This window comes from Acinetobacter sp. 826659 (genome assembly GCF_000588515.1).
Taxonomy (GTDB): Bacteria; Pseudomonadota; Gammaproteobacteria; order Pseudomonadales; family Moraxellaceae; genus Acinetobacter; species Acinetobacter pittii.
This window is the reverse complement of record NZ_JFYD01000024.1, coordinates 1-1868: the sequence shown is the minus strand read 5'-3', so window position 1 is coordinate 1868 and position 1868 is coordinate 1. Positions and strand designations below refer to the sequence as shown.

The 1868-nt window shown below is 50.9% G+C and carries 1 pseudogene; it reads left to right on the top strand.

Annotated features, from left to right (window positions below):
• Positions 1-1868, top strand: a pseudogene (locus tag J663_RS19370) (Ig-like domain-containing protein); the annotation flags it as partial.

Here is a 1868-nt window from a genome sequence, read left to right as displayed (position 1 = left end):
CCAGTGATTGACCCGGTTAACGGGACAGACCCAATTACAGGTACAGCAGAACCTGGTTCAACAGTAACAGTAACTTATCCGGACGGTAGTACAGCAAGTGTTGTAGCAGGAACGGATGGTACTTGGACTGTGCCAAACCCAGGCTTAAATGATGGTGATACGGTAACAGCAGTAACAGAAGATCCTGCTGGCAATACATCAGGTCCAGCAACAGCTGTGGTTGATGCGGTTGCGCCGACAGTAGCGCTTAACGATGTATTGACCAATGACAGTACACCTGAGTTAACCGGTACAGTGAACGATCCGACTGCAACCGTGGTGGTGAATGTAGATGGTACTGACTATCCGGCAGTAAACAATGGTGACGGCACCTGGACGCTTGCAGACAATACACTTCCTGCGTTAACTGATGGTCCACACACCATTACCGTGACTGCAACAGATGCAGCAGGTAACGTAGGTACAGATACAGGTGTTGTGACAGTTGATACAGCAGCTCCTACAGCACCAGTGATTGACCCGGTTAACGGGACAGACCCAATTACAGGTACAGCAGAACCTGGTTCAACAGTAACAGTAACTTATCCGGACGGTAGTACAGCAAGTGTTGTAGCAGGAACGGATGGTACTTGGACTGTGCCAAACCCAGGCTTAAATGATGGTGATACGGTAACAGCAGTAACAGAAGATCCTGCTGGCAATACATCAGGTCCAGCAACAGCTGTGGTTGATGCGGTTGCGCCGACAGTAGCGCTTAACGATGTATTGACCAATGACAGTACACCTGAGTTAACCGGTACAGTGAACGATCCGACAGCAACAGTGGTTGTGAATGTAGATGGTACTGACTATCCGGCAGTAAACAATGGTGACGGCACCTGGACGCTTGCAGACAATACACTTCCTGCGTTAACTGATGGTCCACACACCATTACCGTGACTGCAACAGATGCAGCAGGCAATGCAGGTACAGATACAGCAGTGGTGACGATTGATACCACCGCACCAAATGCACCTGTACTTGATCCAATCAATGCAACTGACCCAGTGAGCGGTACAGCAGAACCTGGTTCTACAGTGACTGTGACATATCCTGATGGCACCACTGCAACAGTCGTGGCAGGCACAGACGGAACATGGTCAGTACCAAACCCGGGCAATCTGGTAGATGGCGATACAGTGACTGCAACAGCAACTGACCCTGCAGGCAATACTTCATTGCCAGGTACAGGCACAGTCTCTGCCGACATCACACCGCCGGTGGTTGCACTTGATGATGTGTTGACGAATGACAGCACACCAGCACTCACTGGTACAGTGAACGATCCGACAGCAACAGTGGTTGTGAATGTGGATGGGGTTGACTATCCGGCAGTGAACAATGGTGACGGCACCTGGACGCTTGCAGACAATACACTGCCTGCATTAACTGACGGTCCACACACCATTACCGTGACTGCAACAGATGCAGCAGGCAATGCAGGTACAGATACAGCAGTGGTAACAATTGATACCACCGCACCAAATGCACCTGTACTTGATCCAATAATGCAACTGATCCGGTGAGCGGTACAGCAGAACCTGGTTCTACAGTGACTGTGACATATCCTGATGGCACCACTGCAACAGTCGTGGCAGGCACAGATGGCAGCTGGTCAGTACCAAACCCGGGCAATCTGGTGGATGGCGATACGGTTACAGCAACAGCAACTGACCCTGCAGGCAATACTTCATTGCCAGGTACAGGCACAGTCTCTGCCGACATCACACCGCCGGTGGTTGCACTTGATGATGTGTTGACGAATGACAGCACACCAGCACTCACTGGTACAGTGAACGATCCGACAGCAACAGTGGTTGTGAATGTG